Origin of the sequence: Hyphomicrobium methylovorum, from assembly GCF_013626205.1 — a bacterium.
Taxonomy (GTDB): Bacteria; Pseudomonadota; Alphaproteobacteria; order Rhizobiales; family Hyphomicrobiaceae; genus Hyphomicrobium_B; species Hyphomicrobium_B methylovorum.
Map to the genome: position 1 here is coordinate 2,198,346 of NZ_QHJE01000001.1, position 23,135 is coordinate 2,221,480.

The 23,135-nt window shown below is 57.7% G+C and carries 32 protein-coding genes and 1 tRNA gene; 23 read left to right on the forward strand and 10 right to left on the reverse strand.

The annotated features are described in order from the left end of the window. The first annotated feature begins 3 nt into the window (after positions 1 to 3). Positions 4 to 504 (forward strand): UPF0262 family protein, encoded by a 501-nt coding sequence (locus tag DLM45_RS10615; protein ID WP_181337084.1) that lies wholly within the window; start codon positions 4 to 6, stop codon positions 502 to 504. On the opposite strand, the gene DLM45_RS10620 is transcribed toward DLM45_RS10615, so the two are convergent. Continuing rightward, positions 470 to 1,798, reverse strand: a complete 1,329-nt coding sequence (locus DLM45_RS10620; RefSeq protein ID WP_181337085.1) for an adenylate/guanylate cyclase domain-containing protein — start codon at positions 1,796 to 1,798, stop codon at positions 470 to 472. The genes DLM45_RS10615 and DLM45_RS10620 overlap by 35 nt on opposite strands. Positions 1,799 to 1,837: 39 nt before the next feature. Beyond that, positions 1,838 to 2,581 (reverse strand): Crp/Fnr family transcriptional regulator, encoded by a 744-nt coding sequence (locus DLM45_RS10625; protein ID WP_246317306.1) that lies wholly within the window; start codon positions 2,579 to 2,581, stop codon positions 1,838 to 1,840. A 120-nt stretch (positions 2,582 to 2,701) separates the two neighbouring features. Between DLM45_RS10625 and DLM45_RS10630 the strand changes: the two genes are divergently transcribed. From DLM45_RS10630 to DLM45_RS10640, 3 genes are all read left to right on the forward strand, one after another. After that, positions 2,702 to 3,448, forward strand: coding sequence for a Maf family nucleotide pyrophosphatase (locus DLM45_RS10630; RefSeq protein ID WP_246317318.1), 747 nt, complete (start codon positions 2,702 to 2,704; stop codon positions 3,446 to 3,448). A gap of 12 nt (positions 3,449 to 3,460) precedes the next feature. After that, positions 3,461 to 3,685: a DNA gyrase inhibitor YacG gene (locus tag DLM45_RS10635; protein ID WP_181337086.1), complete on the forward strand. Its 225-nt coding sequence runs from the start codon at positions 3,461 to 3,463 to the stop codon at positions 3,683 to 3,685. 94 nt (positions 3,686 to 3,779) lie between these two features. Beyond that, positions 3,780 to 3,855 (forward strand) — tRNA-Phe (locus tag DLM45_RS10640). A 78-nt stretch (positions 3,856 to 3,933) separates the two neighbouring features. Here the strand turns inward: DLM45_RS10640 and DLM45_RS10645 are convergent. The 5 genes from DLM45_RS10645 to DLM45_RS10665 all read right to left on the reverse strand — a co-directional run bounded on the left by DLM45_RS10645 (position 3,934) and on the right by DLM45_RS10665 (position 7,101). Beyond that, positions 3,934 to 5,022, reverse strand: a complete 1,089-nt coding sequence (locus tag DLM45_RS10645) for a tyrosine-type recombinase/integrase (protein ID WP_181337087.1) — start codon at positions 5,020 to 5,022, stop codon at positions 3,934 to 3,936. A 277-nt stretch (positions 5,023 to 5,299) separates the two neighbouring features. Then, the gene (locus tag DLM45_RS10650; protein ID WP_181337088.1) at positions 5,300 to 5,485 is read right to left on the reverse strand and encodes a hypothetical protein; all 186 of its coding nucleotides are present in this window, start codon (positions 5,483 to 5,485) and stop codon (positions 5,300 to 5,302) included. Further along, positions 5,478 to 6,074: a hypothetical protein gene (locus DLM45_RS10655; protein ID WP_181337089.1), complete on the reverse strand. Its 597-nt coding sequence runs from the start codon at positions 6,072 to 6,074 to the stop codon at positions 5,478 to 5,480. The genes DLM45_RS10650 and DLM45_RS10655 overlap by 8 nt, the downstream gene beginning before the upstream one ends. A gap of 170 nt (positions 6,075 to 6,244) precedes the next feature. Beyond that, complete coding sequence (locus DLM45_RS10660; RefSeq protein WP_181337090.1) at positions 6,245 to 6,715, reverse strand: DUF968 domain-containing protein; 471 nt, start codon at positions 6,713 to 6,715, stop codon at positions 6,245 to 6,247. Between the two features lie 89 nt (positions 6,716 to 6,804). Beyond that, on the reverse strand, positions 6,805 to 7,101 hold the full coding sequence (locus tag DLM45_RS10665; RefSeq protein WP_181337091.1) for a hypothetical protein: 297 nt from the start codon (positions 7,099 to 7,101) through the stop codon (positions 6,805 to 6,807). Positions 7,102 to 7,363: 262 nt separating this feature from the next. On the opposite strand from DLM45_RS10665, the gene DLM45_RS10670 reads away from it, so the two are divergent. Beyond that, positions 7,364 to 7,945, forward strand: coding sequence for a hypothetical protein (locus DLM45_RS10670; RefSeq protein WP_181337092.1), 582 nt, complete (start codon positions 7,364 to 7,366; stop codon positions 7,943 to 7,945). A 179-nt stretch (positions 7,946 to 8,124) separates the two neighbouring features. Here DLM45_RS10670 and DLM45_RS10675 read toward each other — a convergent pair whose 3' ends face one another. Further along, positions 8,125 to 8,538 carry a helix-turn-helix domain-containing protein gene (locus tag DLM45_RS10675; protein ID WP_181337093.1) on the reverse strand — a complete coding sequence of 138 codons (414 nt, stop codon included), beginning with the start codon at positions 8,536 to 8,538 and terminating at the stop codon, positions 8,125 to 8,127. An 842-nt stretch (positions 8,539 to 9,380) separates the two neighbouring features. Here DLM45_RS10675 and DLM45_RS10680 point away from each other — a divergent pair. The 16 genes from DLM45_RS10680 to zigA all read left to right on the forward strand — a co-directional run bounded on the left by DLM45_RS10680 (position 9,381) and on the right by zigA (position 19,723). After that, positions 9,381 to 9,593 (forward strand): hypothetical protein, encoded by a 213-nt coding sequence (locus DLM45_RS10680; protein ID WP_181337094.1) that lies wholly within the window; start codon positions 9,381 to 9,383, stop codon positions 9,591 to 9,593. 189 nt (positions 9,594 to 9,782) lie between these two features. Then, on the forward strand, positions 9,783 to 10,568 hold the full coding sequence (locus DLM45_RS10685) for a hypothetical protein (protein ID WP_181337095.1): 786 nt from the start codon (positions 9,783 to 9,785) through the stop codon (positions 10,566 to 10,568). Between the two features lie 200 nt (positions 10,569 to 10,768). Then, positions 10,769 to 11,587 (forward strand): DnaA N-terminal domain-containing protein, encoded by an 819-nt coding sequence (locus DLM45_RS16685; RefSeq protein WP_181337096.1) that lies wholly within the window; start codon positions 10,769 to 10,771, stop codon positions 11,585 to 11,587. Continuing rightward, positions 11,584 to 11,955: a hypothetical protein gene (locus DLM45_RS10695; protein WP_181337097.1), complete on the forward strand. Its 372-nt coding sequence runs from the start codon at positions 11,584 to 11,586 to the stop codon at positions 11,953 to 11,955. The genes DLM45_RS16685 and DLM45_RS10695 overlap by 4 nt, the downstream gene beginning before the upstream one ends. Next, positions 11,952 to 12,239 carry a hypothetical protein gene (locus tag DLM45_RS10700; RefSeq protein ID WP_181337098.1) on the forward strand — a complete coding sequence of 96 codons (288 nt, stop codon included), beginning with the start codon at positions 11,952 to 11,954 and terminating at the stop codon, positions 12,237 to 12,239. The genes DLM45_RS10695 and DLM45_RS10700 overlap by 4 nt, the downstream gene beginning before the upstream one ends. Positions 12,240 to 12,453: 214 nt before the next feature. After that, a complete protein-coding gene (locus DLM45_RS10705; protein ID WP_181337099.1) occupies positions 12,454 to 12,663 on the forward strand; it encodes a hypothetical protein in 210 nt (69 codons plus the stop codon). Then, positions 12,660 to 12,944, forward strand: a complete 285-nt coding sequence (locus DLM45_RS10710; protein WP_181337100.1) for a hypothetical protein — start codon at positions 12,660 to 12,662, stop codon at positions 12,942 to 12,944. Before DLM45_RS10705 ends, DLM45_RS10710 begins: the two co-directional genes overlap by 4 nt. Next, positions 12,944 to 13,537 (forward strand): MT-A70 family methyltransferase, encoded by a 594-nt coding sequence (locus tag DLM45_RS10715; protein ID WP_246317322.1) that lies wholly within the window; start codon positions 12,944 to 12,946, stop codon positions 13,535 to 13,537. The genes DLM45_RS10710 and DLM45_RS10715 overlap by 1 nt, the downstream gene beginning before the upstream one ends. Continuing rightward, positions 13,527 to 14,549, forward strand: a complete 1,023-nt coding sequence (locus DLM45_RS10720; RefSeq protein WP_181337101.1) for an HNH endonuclease — start codon at positions 13,527 to 13,529, stop codon at positions 14,547 to 14,549. Before DLM45_RS10715 ends, DLM45_RS10720 begins: the two co-directional genes overlap by 11 nt. 19 nt (positions 14,550 to 14,568) lie before the next feature. Next, a complete protein-coding gene (locus tag DLM45_RS10725; RefSeq protein ID WP_181337102.1) occupies positions 14,569 to 15,204 on the forward strand; it encodes a DUF2312 domain-containing protein in 636 nt (211 codons plus the stop codon). Beyond that, a complete protein-coding gene (locus DLM45_RS10730; RefSeq protein WP_181337103.1) occupies positions 15,201 to 16,112 on the forward strand; it encodes an AAA family ATPase in 912 nt (303 codons plus the stop codon). The genes DLM45_RS10725 and DLM45_RS10730 overlap by 4 nt, the downstream gene beginning before the upstream one ends. After that, entirely contained in the window at positions 16,112 to 16,318 is a 207-nt protein-coding gene (locus tag DLM45_RS10735) for a hypothetical protein (protein WP_181337104.1), read from the forward strand. Before DLM45_RS10730 ends, DLM45_RS10735 begins: the two co-directional genes overlap by 1 nt. 220 nt (positions 16,319 to 16,538) lie before the next feature. Then, positions 16,539 to 17,276, forward strand: a complete 738-nt coding sequence (locus DLM45_RS10740; protein WP_181337105.1) for a hypothetical protein — start codon at positions 16,539 to 16,541, stop codon at positions 17,274 to 17,276. A gap of 61 nt (positions 17,277 to 17,337) precedes the next feature. Continuing rightward, on the forward strand, positions 17,338 to 17,652 hold the full coding sequence (locus DLM45_RS10745) for a hypothetical protein (protein ID WP_181337106.1): 315 nt from the start codon (positions 17,338 to 17,340) through the stop codon (positions 17,650 to 17,652). Further along, on the forward strand, positions 17,649 to 18,194 hold the full coding sequence (locus tag DLM45_RS10750) for a hypothetical protein (RefSeq protein ID WP_181337107.1): 546 nt from the start codon (positions 17,649 to 17,651) through the stop codon (positions 18,192 to 18,194). The genes DLM45_RS10745 and DLM45_RS10750 overlap by 4 nt, the downstream gene beginning before the upstream one ends. Before the next feature lie 287 nt (positions 18,195 to 18,481). Further along, positions 18,482 to 19,723, forward strand: coding sequence for a zinc metallochaperone GTPase ZigA (gene zigA / locus DLM45_RS10755; protein ID WP_181337108.1), 1,242 nt, complete (start codon positions 18,482 to 18,484; stop codon positions 19,721 to 19,723). Positions 19,724 to 19,816: 93 nt separating this feature from the next. Here the strand turns inward: zigA and DLM45_RS10760 are convergent, their stop codons facing one another. Both DLM45_RS10760 and nhaA read right to left on the reverse strand, forming a co-directional pair. Next, complete coding sequence (locus tag DLM45_RS10760) at positions 19,817 to 19,993, reverse strand: hypothetical protein (RefSeq protein ID WP_181337109.1); 177 nt, start codon at positions 19,991 to 19,993, stop codon at positions 19,817 to 19,819. 19 nt (positions 19,994 to 20,012) lie between these two features. Next, the gene (gene nhaA, locus DLM45_RS10765; RefSeq protein ID WP_181337110.1) at positions 20,013 to 21,377 is read right to left on the reverse strand and encodes a Na+/H+ antiporter NhaA; all 1,365 of its coding nucleotides are present in this window, start codon (positions 21,375 to 21,377) and stop codon (positions 20,013 to 20,015) included. On the opposite strand from nhaA, the gene DLM45_RS10770 reads away from it, so the two are divergent. Both DLM45_RS10770 and DLM45_RS10775 read left to right on the forward strand, forming a co-directional pair. Beyond that, positions 21,291 to 21,539 (forward strand): hypothetical protein, encoded by a 249-nt coding sequence (locus tag DLM45_RS10770; RefSeq protein ID WP_181338391.1) that lies wholly within the window; start codon positions 21,291 to 21,293, stop codon positions 21,537 to 21,539. The genes nhaA and DLM45_RS10770 overlap by 87 nt on opposite strands. A gap of 1,318 nt (positions 21,540 to 22,857) precedes the next feature. Beyond that, entirely contained in the window at positions 22,858 to 23,133 is a 276-nt protein-coding gene (locus tag DLM45_RS10775) for a hypothetical protein (protein WP_181337111.1), read from the forward strand. The last annotated feature ends 2 nt before the right edge of the window (positions 23,134 to 23,135 follow it).

The window sequence follows — 23,135 nt, forward strand, 5'->3', positions numbered from 1 at the left end:
GTAATGGGCGAATCCGCGACATCGTCCGAGAAGAGCCGTGACCGGCTGGCCGAGATTACGCTCGATACGAAGTCGCTCGGCCGGGCGAATGCCAATGCCGAGCACGAACGCGAAGTTGCGATCTTCGATATTCTCGACGGGAACGCATTCCGCGTCGATGGGATCGATGCGGGCCCGTACAAGCTGCACCTCAGCATCGCTGAGGACCGGCTAGTGCTTACGATTGCGGCCGAGTCAGCGGATGCGGAGACCGTTGAGCACGCGATTGCGCTGACGCCGCTCAAGCGGCTGATGAAAGACTATTTCATGATCTGCGAGTCGTATTACGAGGCGGTGCGCACGGCGCCGCCCGCGCGGATCCAAGCGATCGACGTCAGCCGCCGTGCGCTGCACGACGAGGGCAGCGTGCTCTTGCGTGACAAGCTGTTGCCGAAGATCGTCATCGACGAAGATACGTCGCGACGGCTTTTTACGCTCGTTTGCTCATTGCATTGGAAGGGCTGATTTCCGGGCGTCGTCCGTTGAGGAACCATGCGTTCTGCATGCCGACGCCCTTGATCTCGATTTCGCCTCTCGGCTCGAGAACGAACGTTTCCTTTAGCGCGTCATAGCAGCCAGGGCAAACAGTAATGCGGCCGGGGCTGCTTGCCTGTTCGAGGCGGCTCGCAAGGTTCACGGGATCGCCCCACACATCGTAGCTGAATTTGTTCTTGCCGATGACGCCTGCCATCATCGGTCCAGACGCCATGCCGATGCGCACGCCGATGGCGATATTCTCCTCGGCACTGATGGCTTCCAACGTCGCGACGATGTCGAGAGCCATTGCGGCCAGAGATTGAGCGTGGTTGGGGGTGCGTACCGGAACGCCTGAAGCGACCATGTAGGCATCGCCAATCGTCTTGATCTTTTCGACGCCGTGAATTTCAGCGAGGTCATCGAAGGCGCAGACCAGTCGATTGAGCAGAGCGACCGTCCGTTCGGGTCCAAGCTCCCGAGCCAGGCGAACGAAGCCAGTGATATCTGCGAATAGAACGGAAGCATCCGCGAAACCGTCTGCGATGGTGTTGCCGGGCGCGGCCTTCAGCCGTTCGACGATTTCGTCGGGCAGCACGTTGCGGAGCACCGTTTCCGTTTCCGCCTTCGCGCGTTCGACGAGGCTGAACGCATAGTAGACGCAGGCTGAGATGAGCCCAAACGTGGTGATGGCCCCCTGCACGTAGAGCGAGTCGATGATCTTCTGGTCGGCGGCCAATCGGGCGACTTCCATCGGGAAGGAGAACCACGCGATGAGATGCAGCGCGAGTGCGCTCGTGACGATGGCGAAGACGAGCCAGAAGCGGCGCGCTTCGAAAATAACGAACGGTGCCGCCGCCGCCACGACGTATTGCAGCGGCGCACCTCCGAGACGGCCGAAGTAGGCGGTAAAGCCGATCAGCGCTGTGAATTCCGCGACGACGAGGAGGAGGCCTCCGGCAATATCGCTGAACCGGTGCATGAGCGGCACGAGCGAGACGACGAGCGCGAGGCCAAGGTTCAACAGCACGACCGGCATCATCGCCTCGTCGCCCGACATCCAAAGCTGGATCGCGTAAACAAACGTCGTGATGACGACCAGCGAGGAGAAAACGTTGACGATCTTCAGGCGTCGCTGGCTGTCGGGTGGATAATCCTTGATGCCGATCTCGGCGATGAAGCGGAACGCATTCCGCAGCGGCCGCACTAGCCCGGTCAACCGTGCGAGCCAGTTCGAAGGTCTCGACTCCGCAGCGTTGGTTTGTTCGGCGCGCGTCAGTTTCATGGGGTCCGGCTCAGGCCGCAGATGAGTTGGTTTGCCGGGTTACTCTTTGTCGTCGAGGCGGCCGATGGCACTCAGTTGCGGCAGATTGCAAATGACCTGCTGGCCGCGCCGTTCGATTGCGCCTTCTGCTTCGAGCAGGCCGAGTGCCGCGTTGACCTTTGGTCGGCTGGCGCCGACGAGGAGTGCCAGCTCACTCTGTGAAATGGGCAAAGGCAGCGAAATCTTCTCGGCTTTCCCGCTTGGGTCTTTCTGCCGGACTGAGGCGAGGAAGAAGCGCGCGAGCCGGGCTTCGATTGGGTGCAGTGCGATCGCTTCGAGCTGCTCGTCCGCATCGCGAAGGCGTCCGGCGAGAAAGCGGATGGCGGCTTCGCCGATCGGCGGGTGAGAAGCCAGTAGCCGCATGAATGCCGACTTCGACAGCATCAGCGTTTCGACGCGATTGACGGCGGTTGCGTCGGCGGAGCGCGGTCGGCCATCGAAAATCGCTAGTTCGCCGAATATGGATGGCGCTTCGACGTGTGCGAAGGACAGTTCGCGCCCGTCTGCTGTCAGAACGGACAAGCGAACGCGCCCTTTGGTGACGATATGCAAGTCAGCGCCGGTATCGCCGCGAGAAAAGATGACTTGGCCGGTCTCGAAGGTGGCTTCGCGGAGCTCATCGGCAACCGCTTTTCGATTGGTTTCATCCAGGCCGGCGAACAGCGGCGTTTTCGCGAGGAGGGCTGTCAAATCGGACTTCATGCCATTGTTGCCATCAAGCTCGCCAATTCGGGCCCTACTCATGGCCTGTTTTGCGGTTATCTGCAACGTGTACGGGCCTTGCAAAGCGGCCGTCGGTTCGCCATTGTCCGCGCGATTTAACCCTTGCCGAGGTGCTTCGAGCCCGGCTTCAGGCGGATCAAGATGGCGTCGCTCAAAAGTACTTTCCTTCCGGCCTTTGCGCGCTCTGATGCGCCCAGCCGTGAAACGCTTCGCCGGTCTCTGGCGCGCGAGCGTGCCGGGTCCAAGACCGAGATCGAGCGGCCGCGTCTTGTGCTTGCCAGCGCCAGCCCTCGCCGGGTTACGCTTCTCGCGCAGGTCGGGGTAACGCCTGACGCGCTCCGCCCCGCATCGATCGACGAAAGCGCGAAGCGTGGCGAGATGCCGAGGGCGCTCGTCTCACGATTGGCGCGTGCGAAAGCTGAAGTGGCGCGCAACCAGATTGCGAACGACCGCGAGTTGGCCGATTCCTACATCATCGCCGCCGACACCGTCGTTGCGATGGGCCGCAAAATCCTGATGAAGCCTGCGCACATTGAGGAAGCGATGGCGTCGCTTCAGCTTCTTTCGGGCCGGACGCATAAAGTGCAGACCTGCGTCTGCCTCATCACGCCGGACGATAGAATCCGCACGAAGATCGTCGATACCCGTGTTCGGTTTCGCTACATCAGCCGGGCGGAGCTTGAATCGTACATCGCGTCGCGCGAGTGGCGCGGCAAGGCGGGCGGATACGCCATCCAGGGGCTCGCATCGTGCTTTGTGCAGCGGATCGTCGGGTCGTACACGAATGTGGTTGGTCTGCCGCTGACGGAAGTTGTGGGGCTGCTCAATTCCGAAAAATTTCCCATCCAGTACAACTGGGTTCGGGCCGCCGAAGTCGATCGACAGTGAGGAGCGAGGGTCGTGTCCTCCCCATCGCCAGCGGGAAGCGGTAAGCCGCTCAAGTGCCCAATCTGCGGAAAGCCTGCGGTTGAGGCCTATCGCCCTTTTTGCTCCAGGCACTGCGCGGATATCGATCTGGGGCGCTGGTTTAGCGGCAGCTATCGCGTGAGCGGGCGCGCCGACGACGACGATACGGGGGAGTTGCCGCAGCGCCCGAACGAGCCTTCGGAGGAGGGTGAAAACTAGCCGCGGGGCAGCGCTCTCTAGGCGCTTGCATCGCGTCAACTGCCCCCCTATAAGGGCCGGACTTCGCTTGGGCTTGATGCCGCCGCGGAGGCAAGCCCAGGTAGCTCAGTTGGTAGAGCATGCGACTGAAAATCGCAGTGTCGCTGGTTCAATTCCGGCCCTGGGCACCAGTTATTTTTTCGCCATTGAATTTACAAACAAAAAACTCGGTTTCTGTCGCACATCGCGGAATCCGCGAAAAAAGTGAGTCACTTTTGTTCGCGTTTCGCTCTGCGAAGTAGCGGCATTCCTGAGCCAGCCAGAACCTTCTGACGTGCCGCTTTGGTGTAGCGCTGGGCCTCCTTGATCGTCTTCCAGCCGAAGATAGCCATGAGCTGATGATCGGTCGCGCCATTCTCGGCCGCGATCACCGCTCCAGCCTTTCGAAGGCCGTGCGCCGAGCAATGTGGAAGGCCCGCTTCCACGCACCATTTCTTGAAGCGGTTGCCAAAGCCGTTCGCAGTGAACGGCTTCCCGAATTCGGTAACAAGGAATGCGAGATGGCCGCACTCTGTCGCGTCGATGATTTCCTGAAGCTCCGACAAGATTGGCAGCGATAGGCGTGTCGGGCTCCGCTTCCGGCCTTTCGTCGCCGTGAAGTTCAGCCATCCGTCTCTGACGTGCTGTCGTCCTAATAGGACAACGTCAGACCGGCGAACGCCGAGATACATCATCAAGGCGAGCGCAAGCCGCGCACGCGTACCTACTGGATGGTGGGCTTCGTATTGTTCGACTTCCTCGATCGTCCACGAGTGAAACCCATCGGTAGCGGAGCGAAAATAGTCGACATCTCGCGCTGGGTTATTTTTGACGCCTGAGACCTCGTCGTCGATCGCCCACTTGAAGACCTGTCGTATGGCCTTCAACCGCATGTTTGCAGCTTCTGGAAATTCTATCTTGCGGTCGCGCAAAACACGGACCGCCTTGCTACCGAATCTCTGGACCGGCATTTCTCCGAAATGATCTTTGGATCCCGGTGCAAGCGGTTCGGTGAAAGTCCCTTCAAGGACCCCGCGGCGGCGAGCTTGCGTGTAGTCGTCCAGGCGGCGAAATTGGCTGCTCGCGAAATAGCCAACGCATAGGGCGCGCCATGTACCGGGCAACGGCCTTGAGATTTGGGCAACCGGCGGCGCTTCGATTTCTCCCGACATCAGTTTCTGATACTGCGCCATAAACTCTGGACTGCCGATTGGATCGCGCATGCGCACCATCCGCTGGCCGCGCTTGCGGAAGTAAACCCGCACATTGCCGTGCCTGTCGGTGTCTTCGAGGATGTGGCGCAGCTTTATGGTCAGCATAGCGGCTCCAATCACACCGCGAGATTGCTCCATCTATCGTCCCCGTCGTCGCGGCCGTCAGTATCGGGCAACGCTGCAAAGTGAGAGTCAAGCCTGAGGCGGTCCCACACTCGTCGGCCGTCGATCTGTTTGGCCTTTGGCATGCGCCCGTCCTGTACCATCGCATCGAATTTTACCGGGCTGACACCAATGTACGTCGCAGATTCCTCGCGCGACAAACCTCGCGGTGGCAGGCTTGCCGGCAGGTTTGCAAGGCGAGTCGCGCGTGCTGCCATACCTATTCCCCGCCGTCCTTTACCGCTGTGCTGCGAGCCGTGCCGGCGTCACCCGCTTCGACACCGTCAGCCAGTTTCATTGTAAAGCGCATTCGGACGTGCCATCCAATGTCCGCCTGCAATGAGTGCAGCGGGATGCGAACGTCATCAGTCAGCGCGAAGTCCGGTGCCGGCGCATTTTCAACCATTGCATCTACGCTCCGAAGCGCCGTTCTTTTTTGTCTGCAAAAGATACTCGCGATATGATTTTGTCGCGCGCTTCAGACCACGCATTTCTCTGCGTTTGTTGGCAACCGCCTGGCGACTGCATCTAATTTTCAAGGCTGCTTCGAGCGTTGAAAGCTCTGCGAGAAAGGCGTATTCGCTTGGCTTCCAAACATGGATTGGTCGGCGCTTTCTCAAGCCGAGCTTCTTTGCCATCGTATAGACTGCCTTGGCCGATCGATTTAACCGCTCGCCTATCGCCTTAGCCTCGTATTCTAGATACGTTTGCCGAAGCACTCGTTTGTTGCGCTCGCTCCATACTATTTCAAACAGGCGCTTTGAACTGGTCGAGTTCACGGTCAGCCGTTTCCGCAGTCCAATTTTCCAGCTCTTTAGCGCCACGCTTTTCGTTGAGCGATTAAGCCTCTTGGCGATATCGATAAATCGCATATCCGGGTGTGCGTGCAGCGCCCGGAGTTTGGCGACTTCCTGGGTGCTCCACTGAAGTCGTGTGCGGCGCCCTCGGCGCAGTTCAGCGGATGCTTGTTGATGCTGCATTGATAGCTCAGACATGACTCATTGCCTTGTTCAGGATTGTCGTCACTGCTGCTGCGGCTGAGGTGCTCATTTCCACCTCCACGGCGTTTTCTCGAAAAAATAGTCAGCAATGAAACATATGGCGATGAGAACGATCCCCCCTATCCACAAGGGGTGCTCACAGATAAGCGACCAAATGGCGGCCATCATTTTATCGGCCCTTCCGTCGTCACGTGCGCCCGCAGAATTTTCCGCATTTGCTTTAGGTCGCCGGTGGCTTTCCAGAGTGCGGAGGCAAGCCAGAGGCAGTTGATGCCGCGTTTATTGAACCAGGAAACCTCATTGCGCGATCCGACGCGCTCAACCCCGTTGATGTGGTCGTCGTGACAGAGAGGTACTGTCCACTGATCGGTGACTTTCTGACCGACGCCTCGCTTCTCAGCGGTTTTCAAATGATGGGCTTGGCCGCCGGGTGACTTGCCGCAAATGCAGCACGGCAGTTTTCGGATGAAGTCCAAATGCGCTGGGGACATTCCCGGCCGTTCGGCCTGCACTTTCGAATTCTTGTGCTTGGGGCGCGGTCCACCTTGCTTCAGCAGTGAACCGTATGGTGGCGGAGGCAACAGACCCATCTGTGATCCATTCTTGAAATACGTTTTCGGCTCATCTGTTTCCAACGAGCGGAGACTCCGACGGGCATGAAAGCCGGAGCCTCCGCTCTACAGGCGCGCGTAATCTCCCGCCGCCAATCGATGAATCAGAGACGTCAGGAGGCTTCTGGACGGGAGACCAGGCGCAACGTCGTCGGTGTTTTGGATGAGTGCCGGCGTGCGAGATCGAGATCACGGATTTCGTCGGCGAGAACTTGCCGCGCTACGTCGTGAAGCCCGGCGCGTCGCATAGTTTCGACCGCGTGATGGATCACGAATGTGCAGATACCGGTCATATCTGGCGGCTGCACGGAGCCCACGTAGGTTCGTAGGCTATTCAACGTCAGTGCAAGGATGTTTGAGGTTGGCTTCAGCTCTTGGCCGAAGTCTGGAAGTGGTTCGCGCTTTTGCATGATGAAAAATCCCCCCGTTGACCGTTGCAGCTGCCGACCGTCTAGAGTCAGGTAAACGCGTCTGGTGATTTAGAAAATAATTCACTATTGGTGAATATGTCAATCAATAAAATTCACAAATAGTGAAGTTTATTTCTTGATCATGTCGCGACGTCTAAGCTGAGTGGGGTGGCCCCAGAAGAACGTGGATCAGATCAGGCGATCGTTGACTTTGGACGGATGGGAGCAAAGCCTGCGTTCAAATGGGCCGGGGGCACTATTCATGAAATTCGTCGCAGCGAGCGCGCTTCTGATTGCGGCGCAAGCCTTAAGCGCGAACGCGCATTCAGCCGATTTCTTGAAAGCCGAAGTTAAGCCAGTGGAAATCAGAGCGGGCGGAGAGTTGACCGGATGTGGACTAGAGTATTCTGGAGTTTTCCTGGATCACATCTATCGAAGCGGCGAACTCAGCGGCGTCAGTGGTACAATAAATATTATGAAAGTCGGCAAAGGCGGTGTCGGCTTGTTCTTCAAAATGGGTCTAGTTGACTGGACCGACCCTGAACTCAACAAGGGCGCCTTGGCAAAGATTGATAAGGCCTACGTGCGAAGCGGAAATGAATTTGCGCCCGACAAATCGGTCCCCTGTGACAACCCAAATGGTTTTTGTGGTGGCAGCGATGGGGACGCCACAATGAAATTCTTCACTAGCGCTATGCAAAACAAAATTCAGATCGGTTTAAACCGAGTGCCGAAGGGGATGGACATTCTGCTGACGCTCCCCGAACCACCACCGCCAGATGACGTCAAGTTCTTGGAATGCACAATCGAACTGCTAGATGCATTGGTTTCTACGGGTCGGTAGCTTGGCCGCCCGGCCGTAGCCGCATCCGGTCCATATATTTCCACCATCAACCGCGCCTTCTGCGACTATCCAGACTCCGGGCTGCCAAACGTTGCCGAGTCTCGAAAGCGGGCATTTGGCGACGCGCTTCAATGCGTTCTATGTTCACTTAATGTTCTTTTTATTTGCTTCTTTCGAGACTAGTTGTTAGCCTCAGAAGCCCGGGCGGCACGGGCAGCTTTAATAGCGTCAGCAGTCTCGTAGCGTAGGCCAGATGGATCTCCACGGAAAATCCAATCTAGCGTCAGGTGGTATGCTTCGCACAAGCGAATGGCGTTTTCGACGCTCGGCCGCTTTTTCCCTTTTTCGTATTGATTGTAAGTATTCGCAGCGATCTTGGCGCGCTCGCAAAACTCGTTTTGCTGAAGGCCGAGTACCTGACGGGTAAGCGCTAAGCGTCGCCCGATAGCATCCAAGCCTGTCCCATCCCAGTTCTTCACCATCCGACAATTAGACACGTCGGGTGGGCAAGAATCTATTCGCAAATCACTCGCTTGACAATATTCACGATTGGTGAATAAAATGCGCTGCATGGCTAAGTTGGAAAAACTCACGACTATTCCTGATGTCGTCCGGGCCTTTGGGGGGCCGAGCGGTATGGCTGAGTGGGCTGGGATCGGTGCTCCGGCAGTCTGTAATTGGATTGACCGTGGTCACATCCCGCCAGGTTGGCACTTTCGGTTGGACCGCGAAGCCAAAGAACGAGGTTTCGAAATCGACCAATGCGTCTTTGACGACCGATTGCGGCAGAAATCCAAACGAGGCCATCACGTTGCAAATGCTACGCGTACGGAGCGAGTAGCCTGAACGCATATCATCAGCACGCGTAGCAGCTTAGAGAAAGGGAAGAGGGAATGAAGGACGATGCACTGCCGACGGGATCGCCATCCAACACCGAAGATGTTTCTGGGCATCTCCCTTTCTTGGCTCGTGATCCGGCATACCGCGAGCAAGAAGCACGGCGCCGAGACGCTCTGCTTCTCGCGCTTTCCTGCGTAAATTGCGGGCAGCCTTGGTCTGATTACGAAGCCATGGCCGAACACGTAAGAAAGTATCTTAGCGGTTCCGAGATTGTCGCGCCTTAGCGTCTCTGTTTGCGCATTCGATCGCATACAAGCGTTGTTTTAAATCGGCAACTTCATCTTCGAGTTTCTTAACTCTAGCGGCCCAATCAGTGTCGGTCATTGGCGTCGTTTCCTTTCGACTTTTGCGTTCATGGCCGTCCGCAGTCTGAAGGATTCGACGATGAAGTTCTCCTGGTAGCTTTGCGTCCCGGCGATCAGCCGCCGGTTTGAGGATGTGCTGCGTTGGTCTTTCTCCCGGTCCGCCGATGGTTCGCCAAGACCATCGGCGGCAGGAGCTTCAGATTCAAAGTGACAAGAACACGAGGGCAAAGATGAGCAAAGATCAGGACCAAGACACTGCGGACGCACCTTACCCGCACAGCATGCCGAGATACGACCAGGCTGAGCTTCGCCGTCGCGACGCGCTGGAAATCGCGCTGCGCTATGGCCTATCCGGCGGCGGTGAAGATACCGATCAGGTTCTCGCGCGGGCTCGTGTGGTGGAGGCGTTCATTTGTGGGCGCGAGGTCAACGCTGAACCTTAAGATTACGAACGGTCGTGTCCAGTTCGGTGACCTGGGCTTCGAGATGTCTGACCTTGCGTTCAAGTTCCGCGACTGTGCGTCTTAAGTCTTCGAGTTCGCGTTCCATCGCTTTCTCCCGTTGCTGACGCAAGGAACGGCAGTCGATGGCATCCGTCAATAGCCGTGTCTGTGGCACGGAAGGGATCCGTCATGTACGACGCGCTGACATCGACGCCTGCCATCCTCGCCGCGACTGCGGCGTGGGGCTTTGGCGTGGTCGGTGGTCGCCTGTGGCCGCAGATCGCGTACGCATTACGGCGCGTTGGGCAATTTGAGCGTCGTGCAAAGCCCGAGCGACTTTCGTCGCCACGCGAAGAGGAAACAACGCGCGTTGCCGCGTTGCCTTCGGTGCAGATTCCGGCGCTGCCGGATCATATAGATCCACCGCAAGGCGTGCCGCGTAAGCTTGTCTTCGATACGCGCCTGTCCCGGCCGTTGCAGCCTGCTGTTGCGGCAGAGCGTTTCGCCGCTTGGATGCGAGCGAACGAATATACGGATTACATCTGGGTCGGCGAACTTGATCTCCAGTATCAAGTTTTCTGTCGCGAAGAGAATTACTTCCCGATCGAGGCGAAGGCACTTCGCGAGCTGCTCTATCAACTGCCCGGTGTCCTCTGGGATCGGCCACGACTGGGTGGCGCGAAATGGGAGCGGTTCCGTCGCCAGATGGCCGACTGGTACGCCGCACGCGGAGAATCTCCGCCGAAGAGGCCAGTTGTTATTCGCATTTTGCCTGCTGATTTGGTCAAGGCCGCACGAGTCCGGGTGCGTCCGGACGCGTACATGGTCGAGTCCGGGACGGTCACGCCTCCTGTGCGGACGTCTGCGGCCATCGGCAGAAAAGCCAATCATTTGAAGGTGGACGGTAGAGTCCAAATGCGTCCGACACCGATAAATGGGTCCGATTTTGTCATGCCGTCCACGCGCGTCGCGTAATCGCGTTCGAGGGCTTGTTGCGTCAGTTGCGTTGCGTACGGCGGTAGGTTCTGGGGCAGCCTGCCGCCGCCGTGTCGTTGTTCCGTCTCGCTGTCTGCGAGACGCGTCGGGCTGAGTTCCAAGCCGTTCTGAATTGTGCGCGGAGAGGTCAATTTCTCCGCACGGGGATCTTTTGCGCCAAGCGCCGGGGAAGAAAACACGTGTCGGTCGAAGCTCTCGCCTTTGTCAAAACGATGGAATTGGGCGACGTCGAAAGCGCGGCGGCGCGGCTCATCATGTACGTGATCGGCGAAAACACGTTCAACGATAGCTTTCGCTGCGTGCTTCCACAGGAGCAGATTGCGTTTGAGTCCGGTCGGATTTCCGTCCGTACGTTGCGCCGCCAGTTGGACGCGCTCTCCGGCCTAACCAAGGACCCAGAGACAGGAGAACCCACTCTCACCGGCACGCCGTTCATCAAGCGGACGCCGCGGTTTGATTGCGCCGGCGCGCGCATCGAGGATGAGATCGAAATCGTCGGTTTTGGCGACTGGTATCTCGAACGAACGAAGGCGCGCAAAAGCCGTGTGCGGGACAGCGCCCCCACCGGACAAAATGACCGGGCCCCCACCGGTCAAAATGACCGCTCCCCCCCGGACACAGCTATGTCCGGGCCCCCCGGACAACAGGTGTCCGGGCATAAGGAAGACCGTACTAGAAACCGTACAAGTGAAGAGGCGCGCGAGCGCGCGCCAAGCGAAGATTCAAATTTTGATTTGGAAGGGAAGGGGGTTCGAGATCGCCTTCTCGAGCGTCACGGCCCTGCCAAGTTCGGCGCTTGGTTTTCCAAGCTGCGTTTCGCCGTATCCACCGACGGCTTCGCGATCTGCACGGCGCCGACCCGCATGGTGCGCGACTGGGTTCGGAAAACCTACGAGGCCGATGTCCTAGCCGCCTGCAGGGCGCAATGGCCCACAGTCACCCGAGTTGAATTCGTTTGGATGTCGCCAGCCGTCGCTGGCGCGAAGGAGGTCGCATGAGCACTACCGCACTCGCTGCTCGTCCGCGTTCCGAGCCCGAAGATCGTGACGATCCGAGAAACCGTCTGCTGGACGCGTTTGATGCCCAGATCGAAGCGCTGATCGACAACGGCTTCGAGGCGCAAGTCAGGGCGCGCGTGGAGCGCCACCTGCCGCCGATCTCGCCCGAGCCGGATCTGTTCGTTCCCCAGACGGCAGGTTTCGTGTGTGCGGCCGAGGATGAACTCAAGCTGCAGATCCTCGCTGGTGATCTCAAGCGGTTGGCCAAGCTGAAGATGACCGAGCACGCGCATGACGCTGTGAAGCGAGTCAGGACTTGGGTTGAACAGCAACTTGAAGCGGCAAAGCAGGCGAGGGCAAAGGCGTGAAGGCGATCAGCGACAAGGAATGGGACGATCTCAAAGCCTCAACAGCAGCGAGCTTCGTCAAGTCCACTGACGAATGGCTTGTAAGTGTCCGTGAGATGGATCCGCAAACGGCGCTCGTCGCCTTGACGATGTTCGTGGGTCACATGCTCGCCGGGATCGCGGCGGAGATCGGTGTAGCAGACAAGATCGACGCCCAAGGTGTCGGTGATGCGATCGCTGAGATCATCTCAGAGCAGCTTTCTGTCATGCGCGCTCGCAACGAGCCGGGGTCGACGCTGCAATGAGCGTCAAACGTCCATGCGCGGAATGCGCCCATTGCATCGCGGTCTTGCCGGTTATGTGCGGACTACACCGGGACCACGTGTCGGACCGTCCGAAGCTCGCTCAGCCGCTTCGTGAGTCCGGCGGACCGTGCGGACCGGACGGACAGTCGTTCGAACCGCTTCCGCCTGCAATCGCCAGTGTTGTCGTTCTGCCAATACCGCATCGGGTGAGCGCATGAAGGGTGATCGGTTTGCGCCGCCTCGCAATGAGCCACCGTTCGGTGAGCGTGTCCGCGCGCTACGCATCCGCGGTTGGTCGGACCGTTCGATCTCGCGCCATCTCTCAGTGCCAATCGAAATGGTGCGCTCGATGCTCGGAATTGTCTCCTACGGGCCGGATGGAAATCAACAAACACCCATCGTGATCAAGGAGTCCGCATCTTGAAGTCACCAGCAGAAACATTCAGCTTTGCAGCCGAACTGGATCGTTCGTTGGCGGGCATCCGCGCGATGCTGATTGCGAAGAACGAGGCCTACGGGAATTCCGCTCTGGATCCCGTCCGCGTGTTTTCGAGCGCGGACCCTGCTGAGCAAATCCGAGTCCGTCTCGACGACAAGATCAGCCGTCTCGTGCGTGGAGAACGCGCCGGTGAGGACGTTGCCAAGGATCTGCTTGGATATCTGGTGCTGCTCGATATCGCTGAGCGCATTGCGGAGCCAAGCTGATGAACCTGCTTTTCACCGAGGCAGAGATGCGCGGGTATTGGCCGTGGGGAGACTTCGAGGCCGGGTCGTACGATCTCATCATGGCTGACCCGCCATGGCGCTTCGAACTGTATTCCGAGAAGGGCGAAGAGAAGTCAGCGCAGGCGCACTATCGCACTATGACGCTTGACGACATCAAGGCGCTGCCTGTCGCCGGGTTAGCAAAGGCAGACTGCTTGCTCTGGCTCTGGGCGACAGCTCCGATGCTCGACATGCAGATCGACGTCCTGACTGCCTGGGGCTTTGAATTCAAGACCAGTGGCGTCTGGGTAAAAACGACGGTCAACAACAAGCTTGGGTTCGGAACGGGTTACGTTCTGCGCAACGCGCACGAACCATTTCTGATCGGAACGCGCGGGAATCCCGAGACCACGCGTGGTGTCCGGTCAGTCGTCATGGGCCGAGCCCGCGGTCATTCGCAAAAACCAGAAGAAGCATTCCGCGCCGCTGAGCAACTTATGCCAGGCGCGCGCCGGGTCGAGATCTTCTCGCGCACCAACCGTAAAGGCTGGGATGCGTGGGGCGATGAAGCAGGGATGTGGCATGCTGAGTAAGCGCACATGGAAAACGAACGTTCGCGCCATTGATTGCAAGGGGAATGACGTACTCGTTGATCTCGGTGCGCATGGTTATGCAGTCATCGATGCTGCCGATAGGCACCTCGTGGAGGGATGGAACTGGTCTGTCCGTATTAGTCGTAGCGGTAAGAAGTATGTATTCAGAGGTCAAAGCACAGGATTGGGGCGGTCTAAAAAACTCTATCTGCACCATGTCATTTTTGGTGATCGTGGAGATTTTGTCGTCGATCACCGGGACGGCGATACACTTAACAATCGCCGAAACAATCTTCGCTTAGCCACTCCTTCACAGAACGCCCGCAATCGCCAACTCGCGTCGAACAACGCAAGCGGGTTTAAGGGCGTCTGCTTCAGGAAAGACCGAGGGACGTGGCTCGCCTCGATCCGATGTGGTCCCCATTACACAAAAATTGGCACGTTTGCGACCGCAGAGGCCGCAGCCGCAGCGTACGACCGAGAGGCGATGCGATTGTTTGGTGAGTTCGCCGTGTTGAATTTTCAACCGAAACAGAAGGGAAACATCTTCATGACACCAGAACAACGCGCTCAGTTCATTGCGAACCTCCACGACATCAGCGGGCGAAGAGAAGCGGCAAAGGTCTTCCAAGCCGCGGAGATTGCTTACAAAGCTCTGATTTCTGCTTGTGAAGACGCCGGTATCGACGCCGAGACACCTGCGATCGCAGCTAGCGGTGACGCTAATCTGATCGCTTTGGATGATGCATACGAAGCGGCGGCAGACGCATGGGTGAACTTCGCTGGTTACGGCGAACCGGAGCGAGACGAAGAATTGGATGAGCCAATCCGCTGCGCTCTCACTGGGTTTCTGATCCACGACGGTGACGCCGTACTCATCGATGAGGACACAGGCGAACGCGTTCTGAAGGAAGCGCTGGGTCTGCCGCTTGACGTCATTACGAACGAGTTCAAGCCGGTGCCGACGTTCAACAAGTCCACCGCCATCGTCTCGGATGCAACGCAGGCGTAACAATCGGGGAGATATCCGGATGAATGGCATCGGTCATAACTCTGCTGCGGGCAAGCAGCTTCGCTCATTCATCGAGCGTATCGAGTACGTCAACGGCGAAATCGCTAAGCGCAACTCCGATCGGACCGAAATTTTCCTTGAGGCTAAGGCTCTTGGATTTTGCGGCAAGACGATGCGCGAAATTCTTCGGCTTCGGCGCATGTCTGAGTCTGAGCGGCAGGAAGCTGAAGCGCTTCTGGAGGTTTACAAAGGCGCGCTGGGCATGCTCGACGGCACACCGCTTGGTGAGTTTGCACGCAAAAAGCTCAGCGAGCAGCCGAAGATCAATCCGGAGACTGGAGAGGTCGACGAGAACCACGATACTCCGCCCGATCTTCCGATCGGCGAGGTCGAACAAACTCCGGAGATCCAAGAGACCGTTGAAGAGTCCCGGGAGAAGGGCCGACAAGCGGCGCGTGATGGACTGAAGGTCACTGAAAATCCCTATCCAGCAGGAGACGCGAAACGCGCGGCTTGGGATGAGGGTTGGTGCGAAGAGCAGGGCTCCGACGGAATGGGTATCCCGACTGCTTGGCGTCGAAAGGAGTCTAAACCAGATAATTCGAAGCCTGACGATCCGAAGAATGGCAACGGCGGAAACAGCGGTGCTGCATGAGGTCGTTCTCTCAGGCTTCAGGTAGTGGCGATCCATGGGGCGTGCTCGATCGGTTTGGAGAAATACTTCGTCCTCGAGACGCGATGGAACCGATATTGGCGGCACCGGTGCGTGCTGCCGTCTTTGAGTGGATGACGGAAATTCGCGCGAGTGATGAACTGAAGTCCGTTGGTCTAAAAGCGCGCTCGACTGCTCTGCTGTATGGGCCGCCAGGGACGGGTAAAACGACGCTCGCGCACCATTTGGCCGCTCGGCTCGGGCTTCCGCTCGTCGCACTTCAGACTGAGAGAATTCACGAACGTTGGATCGGTGCTACGGGCGAGAACATCGGAATGGTGTTCGACGCGCTGAATGCCGTCTCAGACAAGTGCGTCGTGCTGTTCGACGAGGCAGACGCGATGATGTCAAAGCGTACAACTCGCGGATCGAGCGCGGGGGACAAAGACTTCAACTCATCGATGTCGATTATGTTGCGTCGTATTGAAGGCTTCAACGGAATCGCACTCGCCGCAACGAATCTTGCTGAAGATATCGATCCCGCCATGTGGCGCCGTTTCGGTCTTCAAATTTGCGTTGCTCTACCGGGGGAGGAAGAACGGTTTGCAATCCTCAAACGGTATTCCGCTCCTTTCGAACTCACCGATGACGACATTGAACTGCTGGTTGATCTTACGGACGGCACTTCCCCGGCGCTCCTCCGCGGTCTGATGGAAGGGATGAAGCGCGTGCTTGTACTGGGTCCCAAACTCCGTCGAGACATCTCTTCTCCTGTCTCGGTCTTCCGGCAGATCATAGCTTCGGTTGCTCCGCCGCCTGACATCAGCGCACCGCAGCTCTGGAGCGCATCTGGCGCCGTCGACGAACTGGATCGGCTCACGTGGCCGCCGGTGAGAGCGGAGGGCCACTGATGGAACTCCCCGCCGATTTTACACACGACGACACTGTCGGAGCGCTGGGCGCACCAGCTCTGCTCCTCATCGACGACTACGGCCGAGAGCACGTTCTGATCGATGACGGTGCCGAGATGCTCGAAGGCCAGTTGGACCTGGCTGACGGTCCGATGCCGTATTGGATACCGCGCGCCGTCGCCGAAACCTGGAGGACGGCAGCGTGATCGATCCGATCTTGCTTTCCGGCGAGGAAGAACGCCACGGCGTGTGGGCGGGGACGATGCCCGCGCCTGCGCCGAGACCGGCACGGTGGAGTCCGGTTCTGTCCGAACCTCCGCACGACGTCGAACTTGACCTCCGAACAGCAGCCGGCGTGAGGTCAGGCTTCGCACATCGACGTTTGCTTGGTGGCCGCTTGACGTTCTGGTCTTGGATTGATGGCCGGTGTCGTTTGATAGAGCCGAGCGGCTGGCGGGTGCGCGCATGACCATGCAGGAGCCCATATCTATTGCTCGGCAGCGTCCGGCCGTTGGTGAATTCATCATCGCCTCGCTGCCGGAAAACACCCGCGCTCACCTCTATGGTCGTTCGTGGGATGGTCTTGGGTACTGGCGTTGGTCGAAGGGCCGTAACCGTAGTTACAAGGCCTTCTATCGCTTCAATCGTTTCAATGTGCCGGTGCGTGTGCCTGAGAGCGACTGGCCTGAAGGCTGGTCGCCTCTCACTCCGATCAAGAAGCCTGGTCTGGAACCCGTGCCACGTCATAGTGGGCCGGAACTCGCCGACGTTCCTGCCGCGCTCGAGGTATTCAACGATCGTCTGATTACGGCGCTCAAGGTGCACCTGAGCCTGCCGGATGAGATCCGCGCGATGGTCCGCGTCAAGGTCTACGGGCTGATCACGTGCGCCGGGCTCGGCGACTATGCGCCTGCGATCGACACACGATTTCGTCCGAGCCGCGCGCAGCAGGATGATTCCGAGCTCGTTCTCACCTGGTTCGCTCGGCTGCAGCGTGAGCAACAAGACGTCTGCTGGCTGCGAGCCAAGGGGTTTTCAATTCGCGCCATCGCCGAAATGCCGAAGTTCAAAAAGGGGAAGTTCAATGCAACTAAAGTCAGAACGCTCTACAACCGAGCGGTCATCGACTGCTACCGACGCGCAACCCAACAGCAAAGAACTTGAGGCCGCGCTTGCGGCGCTCGATCTTCAAGCGATCATCGCAATCGCTGAGAGCGATGACTTTATGAAGGTAGTGTCGACACGCGACCCGGAACGCGAGCTTCGCAGTTTCCGGAAGGCGAACCCACGGGTGTGCGGCATCGCGATGACGATTTACGTGCAGAACGAAGTTGTTGCGGGACGTGTGATCGCACGTGGTCTCGAGCTTCTTGAGCAGTCAGGCAAGCGGCGTGACGGCCGCTGGGTTGGCTGCAAACCGACGGTGCTCGAGGCGGTTCTGAGGGATGCAGCCGACGCTATCGGAGCTTCTGTGCTGTCGACGACCGAGCGGCTGCTCAAAGGTCAACGATTGCTGGAGCAGGAGGCAGCGCGCAGATGAATCAGCTTCAGACACCCGGCACACAACCGGCCAACGACTCGGGCACGTCACCTCACTATGAGCGGTTGGTCGTTCCTCGTCTTTCACCGGAACGCCGCCTAGCGTTCGAGGACATTTCGCCAACAGCGCTTTGGATCGCTGCCAATCTCACTGGCGCACAGCAGAGGTATTGGGGGGACAACCAGGGGGGCTGGCCCGTGATGATGGGACTGACGCAATCCTGGGAGGATCGGAAAAGCGCGGTTCTCTCGTCAAGCGAGTCCTATCAAGAGCGCGCCCTGATCACCCGGTTCTGGTGCGATGATTGGGACGAGGCCGATCAGATTTGGCGGGATACGTATCAGAGTCTTCTCGCGAGCCGCCAGTTTGAAGACGGCCGCGGCGACTGGATGAGCTTCAGCGATGACGACGCAGGTCTCGCGCTCATCACGACGGAGATCCGCAAGCACGCGGCTGCTCGCAAAATCGAGGTGTGGACTGACAAGGAGATGTTGCGGCGGTTCGATTACTTGATTGCGATCGCGAGGAAGGTGGGGGAGTGAATCAGATGGCACAGAAGCTGGAAGTCTCGATCAAGTCGCCGTTCCTAACGGCGTTCTTGATCGCGGAAGGGGTGATACTTTCCGTTGTCGTTCTGCGTCCAGTAATGATCGCTAGTATACGAGAGCCCGATCCTCCGCCGTACGTCGTTGAATTCTCACCGGAGCTGGCTTGGCCCCGAGCTACGAAATGGGAAGGGGGCCGGATCTGACTAACCTAATCTGCACTCTTGACGGATGTTATAATATCCGTTTCATTGAAGTAAGGTCGATTGTTAGGAATAAAGGCAATGCAGCATTTGAACTGTTCGGGAGAAGCTGAGGATTCGCGACTTCCGGTTACGGTGCTTTCCGGTTTTCTTGGCGCTGGGAAAACGACGCTTCTCAACCACGTCTTGAATAACCGTGACGGGCTCAAGGTTGCGCTCATCGTCAACGATATGAGCGAAGTCAACATTGACGCCGATCTCATAGCCAATGGCGGTGCGAACCTGTCGCGTACCGATGAAACGTTGGTCGAGATGTCGAATGGCTGCATTTGTTGTTCGCTGCGAGACGATCTCTTGAAGGAGGTTCGCCGTCTCTCAGCAGAGAAGACTTTCGACTATCTCCTCATCGAGAGTACCGGCATCGCTGAGCCGCTGCCTGTCGCTGCGACCTTTGAGTTCCGCGATGAGAATGGCAACAGCCTTTCAGACTTCGCTCGGCTCGATACCTTGGTCACGGTGGTGGATGCAGCGCACCTCCTGAAGGACTATGCATCTCACGACTTCCTCAAGGACCGGGGCGAAGTGGCGGGCGAGGAGGATGAGCGCTCCCTTGTGCAACTCCTTGTCGATCAGATCGAGTTCGCCAACATCATCGTTCTGAACAAGGTCGACATAGCAAAGCCACATGAGGTCCAAGCAGCGCGCACCATTATTCGCTCGCTGAATGCGGACGCGCGCATCATCGAAACCAGTCATGCGCGGGTTTCAACGCGCGATATTATCGATACGGGCCTGTTCGATTTTGACGAGGCACATCGGCATCCGACCTGGTTCAAGGAACTCAATGGCTTCAAGGAGCATCTTCCCGAGACCGAGGAATACGGTATCTCAAGCTTTGTCTATCGAGCGCGCCGCCCCTTCGAGCCAGAGAAAGTGCACGCATTCTTCAGTAAACCGTGGCCCGGCGTAGTACGAGTAAAGGGGTTCTTCTGGCTCGCTTCGCGTCCGGAATTTGTCGGCGAAGTTTCGCAAGCGGGTGCGCTCGTTCGCCACGAGGCGATGGGTTACTGGTGGGCCGCTGTACCGAAGGAAAATTGGCCCAAGGATGAGGCGCTGGTCGCACGCATCGAAAAAGATTGGCACAAGTCTTGGGGCGATCGGCGGCAGGAGATCGTCTTTATAGGCACTCGCGAGATGAATAAGACCGCCATCATTGCAGAACTCGATGCGAGTCTGCTCGATTTGCCGGCGGAAGGAGCTGTCGACACGAAGGCTTGGGCGAAGCTATCCGATCCCTTTCCGCGTTGGGGCAAGGCGGCCTAGCTCAATCGATTGCCACATCGCCATTTGCGGGGCAGGGCGAACCGGCCAACGGATCGAGCTGCCCGCTCTCCACTGAACCATCAGCGTATAATCTCAGCCACGATTTTCAAACTCTTCCCTAGTCGGTAGCCAATTAAAGGGAGGCTTATGTCCTTCGGCCTCGTACTGCGCTTTTGGAATAATCGCGAAGCCTTTTGAAATACCATAGTTGACCAGGGCTGCCGGTTCCCCATCTTGTTTTATTCGATAGACACCCTTGCTGCTTGGCATCAGATAGTCTCTGCTTCCGCTAATTAGGTTTCGAAACACGGCGCAGGCGCCGTGTGTAAAAGAAACCCCAACCGATCCCAGCTATTGCCGAGATCAGGGAGCCGACTAGCACGCCAAGCTTCGCGGCGCGAAGAAGGTCTTCGTCTGTGAAAGCCAGCATCGCGATGAAAATCGACATCGTAAAGCCAATGCCTGCGAGAAGACCGATAAGGCCGATTCCGCTCCAAGATACACCCTGCGGCAGTCGCGACCAGCGAAGCCGGACCATCAACCACGTCGCCGTGACGATTCCGATAGGTTTTCCGAGGACAAGAGCTAGGCCGACTCCCAGCATGACAAGCTGCGCATCCGCGTTCGACAGATCGACACCTGCTAGGCCCACACCCGCATTCGCTAGCGCGAAGACTGGCATGATGATGAAGGCGACCCACGGATGGAGCGCCGTCTGAACGCGGACGACTGGCGGCAGTATTTCTCGGCGCGCCACGCCCAGGAGCCGAAGAGGTCCCTCCAACCGGTGTATATCCTTAGCGGCCACGGCGTCGTCGTTGCGCAATTCCTCAGCGATGCGAGAGACGACGTCCACGGGGGCTTCGCGCATCGGAACTGAGCGCACGGGCGTCAAGAGACCAAGTAGAACGCCCGCAAGTGTTGGATGGATGCCGGCAACGAAAAAGCCCGTCCAAACGACCGCACCTGGCAAAATATAGAAATACGCGGACCCGGCGCCGATGCGTTGCATTCCGAAAACCATAAGGAGACCGAGCGCCGCGATCATGAACCCAATCGGCTGGAGACCGCCTGAATACACAAAGGCGATAATTAGCACCGCGATAACGTCGTCGATGATCGCTAGCGCGAGCAGGAAAATTCGAACATTGGCTGGAATGATTCGCCCAAGAAGTGCGAGCACGCCGACCGCAAAGGCGATGTCGGTGGCGGTTGGCACCGCCCAACCGTGCGATTGCATAGTATTGGCATTGACCGTCAAATAAATGAGGGCCGGTCCGATTACCCCGCCCATCGCCGCTACAACTGGCAAAATCGCCTCATCGAATTTGCTCAACGCGCCTTCGTGCATCTCTCGCCGGATTTCCATTCCAACCACGAGAAAGAAGACGGTCATCAAACCGTCGTTGATCCAAAAATGCAGGGACTTGGAAAACACGAAGTCGCCGATGCCAATGGAGAGCGGAATGTGCCAGAGGTCAACGTAGCTCTGCTCGAATGACGAGTTGGCCCAAATCAATGCGACTGCGGAAGCCAGTAGCAGAAGCACACCACTCAAAGCTTCTACGTGAAGAAATCGAAGGAGGGTGCTAAAGGCGCGCTCAGCCAGCCTCTGGGCGCGGGGCAGATCGCGGGCATTGATCTGTCGATTCATGGGCGCGGGCTCTCCGCGTGGCGGCCCGACCAGCGCAATCCTGTTTCACCGCTGCATGCGGCGACACCCTCACCGCGTTATATATCGCAACGCTTTGAAGGCAACACGCTCAAGCCCTGGGGCAATTCGGCGCTGGGCGTCAGCGCGCCCGTTGGGATGTAGCTGTGACTGGCCTTGTCGAGAAGGCACGGGGCGCGCTAGCTTTCGTCCTGGGGATGTGGGAGCGGCATGATCAGTAGCCAAAAAGCGTCAGACGACGGCAAACATATCATTCATTCAGCCGATGCGCGCAGGAAAGCCAAGGAACGGAGCTGCACGAGGCGCAATTTATCGCATTTCGTGCTCTGGTTGGCTGCGCGGACATCGCCAACACGCGCTTTCGATGTTTAATCTTATGAAACCGGAATTTAAAGTGAACACTATTGTACGCACGTGTGTTAGGATGTGTGCACAGCTGCTTCGGCGATGCCTATCCGCTAAAGCCTGTTAGTGCCTTGCTAGCTCAAGTCGCCCTTGCGAAAACTGCGCTGCTCAAGCGCTAACGCTAGCAGCGATTTATCAGAACAATTTGGAGACCTTCGTTCGGGAGCTGAAACCGCGCAAGGCCGTCACGTTTCTGCAACCCTAAAGGAACCATGACATTGGAAAGTGAACATATCCGAGTAGCCGCAGGGCTTGCCAGTACCTGGTCGGTCCTAAAAGAACCCCACAGCCAACATCTTCGGAGTTTCAATACCAAGTCCCACGCTCTTGCCTATGCGCGCGCCGTTTCCTTTTCCCGCAAGCTCGTACTCTTTGTCGATGATGTCAGGGGGCTTGCAGTCCGTCAAACGTCGGCCAGTCTGACTTATCCGATCTACCTCTAATCGGCGGAGACATTCGGTACCGTAAGATGATGCGCGAAAGCTCAACTATTGGAGTGGCGTCAGCTATGCCCATTAACCCAGTCCGTTTGTTGGAATTATGCGACGAGATCGAAGCTACGCCGCACAATAGGCTGAAAGAACTTGATCGCGAAAAGTTGCAATGCATCCGGGCTTCGCTCCGCACACTAAAGCAGAGAGTTGACAAGACGCTGTTGCGCTTAGCCTTCATCGCGGATCGCCAGCCAAATTAAAGGCGACCGTTCATGCACTCGCGCGAAGCCAAACGACCGCGAAGGCAGCAATGCACACAGCTAACATAGCAAAGGGCATAAACAGCAGGGCGGACGCCATCATAGTCGTGGCATCTGAAGTTGATCCTTTAAGCACTCTGCCCACTTTTATTTCCACACTGAGGGACTTTATTAAAACACTATTGAAGTCCATGTGTATTCAGTTCAACCCAAAGAGCCGCTGGATAAAGCGCAACCGCAAAAGGACGTAAGCGCCTTTGTTGGTTTTCGGTTGGCGGCCTTATTGCCGCGTTGCCGCTGACACGTCGCTCCTAGCACCATCGCTAGGGGCGGCGAAGACATCAGAACAATTTGGAGGCTGTCGTGCTGGAGCGGACAACGCGCAAGGCCGTCACGTTTCTGCATCCTTTCTCTCTCGGCGGTATAGAGGAGAAGTTGGAAGCGGGAACGTACGATATCGAAACCTGCGAAGAGCTTATCGAAGGTCTGTCATTCATTGCCTACCGCCGCGTCTCGACCACGATAACTCTGAAGGCCAATGGGTATGGCGATGGAGCAAGGCAGTTAGTTGCCATTGATCCGGCAGACCTTGAAGTTGCCCAGAAGAATGATGCGAATGTTTTACAGCATGAGAAGTGAAC

What these genes read in the sequence shown, in the direction of transcription:
- DLM45_RS10750 (WP_181337107.1), top strand. Translation starts at nt 17,649, where the DNA reads ATGAATCAGCTTCAGACACCCGGCACACAACCGGCCAACGACTCGGGC.
- DLM45_RS10625 (WP_246317306.1), bottom strand. Translation starts at nt 2,581, where the DNA reads ATGAGTAGGGCCCGAATTGGCGAGCTTGATGGCAACAATGGCATGAAG.
- DLM45_RS10735 (WP_181337104.1), top strand. Translation starts at nt 16,112, where the DNA reads ATGGAACTCCCCGCCGATTTTACACACGACGACACTGTCGGAGCGCTG.
- DLM45_RS10655 (WP_181337089.1), bottom strand. Translation starts at nt 6,074, where the DNA reads ATGTCTGAGCTATCAATGCAGCATCAACAAGCATCCGCTGAACTGCGC.
- DLM45_RS10715 (WP_246317322.1), top strand. Translation starts at nt 12,944, where the DNA reads ATGAACCTGCTTTTCACCGAGGCAGAGATGCGCGGGTATTGGCCGTGG.
- DLM45_RS10665 (WP_181337091.1), bottom strand. Translation starts at nt 7,101, where the DNA reads ATGCAAAAGCGCGAACCACTTCCAGACTTCGGCCAAGAGCTGAAGCCA.
- DLM45_RS10760 (WP_181337109.1), bottom strand. Translation starts at nt 19,993, where the DNA reads ATGCCAAGCAGCAAGGGTGTCTATCGAATAAAACAAGATGGGGAACCG.
- DLM45_RS10615 (WP_181337084.1), top strand. Translation starts at nt 4, where the DNA reads ATGGGCGAATCCGCGACATCGTCCGAGAAGAGCCGTGACCGGCTGGCC.
- DLM45_RS10745 (WP_181337106.1), top strand. Translation starts at nt 17,338, where the DNA reads ATGAAGGTAGTGTCGACACGCGACCCGGAACGCGAGCTTCGCAGTTTC.
- DLM45_RS10685 (WP_181337095.1), top strand. Translation starts at nt 9,783, where the DNA reads ATGTACGACGCGCTGACATCGACGCCTGCCATCCTCGCCGCGACTGCG.
- DLM45_RS10730 (WP_181337103.1), top strand. Translation starts at nt 15,201, where the DNA reads ATGAGGTCGTTCTCTCAGGCTTCAGGTAGTGGCGATCCATGGGGCGTG.
- DLM45_RS10720 (WP_181337101.1), top strand. Translation starts at nt 13,527, where the DNA reads ATGCTGAGTAAGCGCACATGGAAAACGAACGTTCGCGCCATTGATTGC.
- DLM45_RS10630 (WP_246317318.1), top strand. Translation starts at nt 2,702, where the DNA reads ATGGCGTCGCTCAAAAGTACTTTCCTTCCGGCCTTTGCGCGCTCTGAT.
- DLM45_RS10705 (WP_181337099.1), top strand. Translation starts at nt 12,454, where the DNA reads ATGAAGGGTGATCGGTTTGCGCCGCCTCGCAATGAGCCACCGTTCGGT.
- DLM45_RS10680 (WP_181337094.1), top strand. Translation starts at nt 9,381, where the DNA reads ATGAGCAAAGATCAGGACCAAGACACTGCGGACGCACCTTACCCGCAC.
- DLM45_RS10725 (WP_181337102.1), top strand. Translation starts at nt 14,569, where the DNA reads ATGAATGGCATCGGTCATAACTCTGCTGCGGGCAAGCAGCTTCGCTCA.
- DLM45_RS10670 (WP_181337092.1), top strand. Translation starts at nt 7,364, where the DNA reads ATGAAATTCGTCGCAGCGAGCGCGCTTCTGATTGCGGCGCAAGCCTTA.
- nhaA (WP_181337110.1), bottom strand. Translation starts at nt 21,377, where the DNA reads ATGAATCGACAGATCAATGCCCGCGATCTGCCCCGCGCCCAGAGGCTG.
- DLM45_RS10695 (WP_181337097.1), top strand. Translation starts at nt 11,584, where the DNA reads ATGAGCACTACCGCACTCGCTGCTCGTCCGCGTTCCGAGCCCGAAGAT.
- DLM45_RS10645 (WP_181337087.1), bottom strand. Translation starts at nt 5,022, where the DNA reads ATGCTGACCATAAAGCTGCGCCACATCCTCGAAGACACCGACAGGCAC.
- DLM45_RS10620 (WP_181337085.1), bottom strand. Translation starts at nt 1,798, where the DNA reads ATGAAACTGACGCGCGCCGAACAAACCAACGCTGCGGAGTCGAGACCT.
- zigA (WP_181337108.1), top strand. Translation starts at nt 18,482, where the DNA reads ATGCAGCATTTGAACTGTTCGGGAGAAGCTGAGGATTCGCGACTTCCG.
- DLM45_RS10650 (WP_181337088.1), bottom strand. Translation starts at nt 5,485, where the DNA reads ATGGTTGAAAATGCGCCGGCACCGGACTTCGCGCTGACTGATGACGTT.